The 1,567-nt window shown below is 32.5% G+C and carries 2 protein-coding genes; both read left to right on the top strand.

What is annotated here, in order from left to right; genetic code table 11:
- Positions 1 to 272: 272 nt before the first annotated feature.
- Entirely contained in the window at positions 273 to 929 is a 657-nt protein-coding gene (locus N0M92_RS29025; RefSeq protein WP_260289022.1) for a VanZ family protein, read from the top strand.
- A 219-nt stretch (positions 930 to 1,148) separates the two neighbouring features.
- Complete coding sequence (locus tag N0M92_RS29020; RefSeq protein WP_260289021.1) at positions 1,149 to 1,469, top strand: hypothetical protein; 321 nt, start codon at positions 1,149 to 1,151, stop codon at positions 1,467 to 1,469.
- Positions 1,470 to 1,567: the final 98 nt, after the last annotated feature.

Here is a 1,567-nt window from a genome sequence, read left to right as displayed (position 1 = left end):
CATGGGTTAGTAAATCTATATGAACGATATACAAAACTACGTCAGACTTAAACTGAACCGCCGTATACCGAACGGTACGTACGGTGGTGTGAGAGGTCGGAGGCTAGGCGCCTCCTCCTACTCGATTTATGGCACTGCAGGATAGTTCATTAAGAAACGCAATAAAATCTTGGTTTTATTGGTGATAATGAACGAACAGAATTAAATTCCAAAAAAGGTATAATTTATGGTAAAATAAGGGTTTGTTTGAGCTGGAAGGAAGGGTTGATGGAGTGTATTTGATTAATGGTAGTTTACTTATTGGAATTGGAGTTATATGTTATTTGGTTGGAAGAGGTATTTTAATAGGGTTTAAATTAAAAAAACAAAAACAAGTATATTGGTTAAGGGAAGTTATTAATTTTCTTTTTGTTTTATACATACTTATGGTTGTTTCCGTTACACTGTTTCCATTAGCTTTATGGATTGATTTTAATATGCAAAATATTAAGTTTGGCTTAAATCTCATTCCATTTGTTGGAATTATAAACGATATTAAACAAATAGGTATTGCATATGAAGGTGATACCGTGTTTATGATTAGTCTAATTATTAGAAATGTGGGTGGAAATATATTATTATTGATGCCTTTGGGTGTATTATCACCGATAATAAGGAATAAATTTAAGGGTTTTAAAAATATTGTACTATTCGGTTTTGTTATATCAATTAGTATAGAATCTATACAATTTATTGAACTAATAGCAGGTGGTCGGGGAAGAACAGTTGATATTGATGACGTAATTTGTAATGTATTAGGTGTTATATTTGGATACTTCATTTATAAATTTACGTTTAAAATAGCCGATAAATTTCAGATCGAAATATTACAAAATTTAAACTCTGGGAGTTCAAGTTTGTTTGATAACGATAAAGGAACTAAAATATAAATTTTATTTAACAAACAGGTGCTTTAGCTAACGATCAGAGTTGTCTTTAAGGCAGCTTTTTCTTTATGGAACTATCGGGGCAGGTAAGTTGAAGAGTACTGTTTGATCTTTATTCAACAATTGGCCATATTCTGGAGTAAGAAAGGAAATCAGATGCTTCATCTGGAATTTGTAACTTATACCTGAAAAGAGCATTATTTTAGTAAAAGGGGAAGAGGGATGGATAAGTTATTACAAGATATCATAAATTGGGTCAGAATGACTGATGAACAGATTGTTATTGGCATTTCAGGACATGGTGCTGCTGGAAAAACGACGTTTGCCAATAGGCTTGCAATCCTACTAAATCAAAATGAAGTGAATTATATTAATACAGATCCATATATTGTTAGTTCGAACATACGAAAGCATGCAGTTATCGACTATACATATCAAAACGAAAATCATCGTTATAAAATGACGGCTTGCCATCCATCAGCTCATCATTTGCATTCTTTAGAAAGAGATGTTCTGGATTTGAGTCAATATTTTGGACACTAAAAAGTTAAATCTTAAGCTGTATTCCTAATTCGATCTTCAATGGCTTGTGGGGTTTGATAGCCCAAGCTGCTGTGAATTCTTTTTCGGTTATACCAACC

The organism is Peribacillus aracenensis, from assembly GCF_025175645.1.
Classification (GTDB): domain Bacteria; phylum Bacillota; class Bacilli; order Bacillales; family DSM-1321; genus Peribacillus; species Peribacillus aracenensis.
Note: the sequence above shows the minus strand (reverse complement) of the source record. Positions and strands in the feature narration are given on the sequence as shown.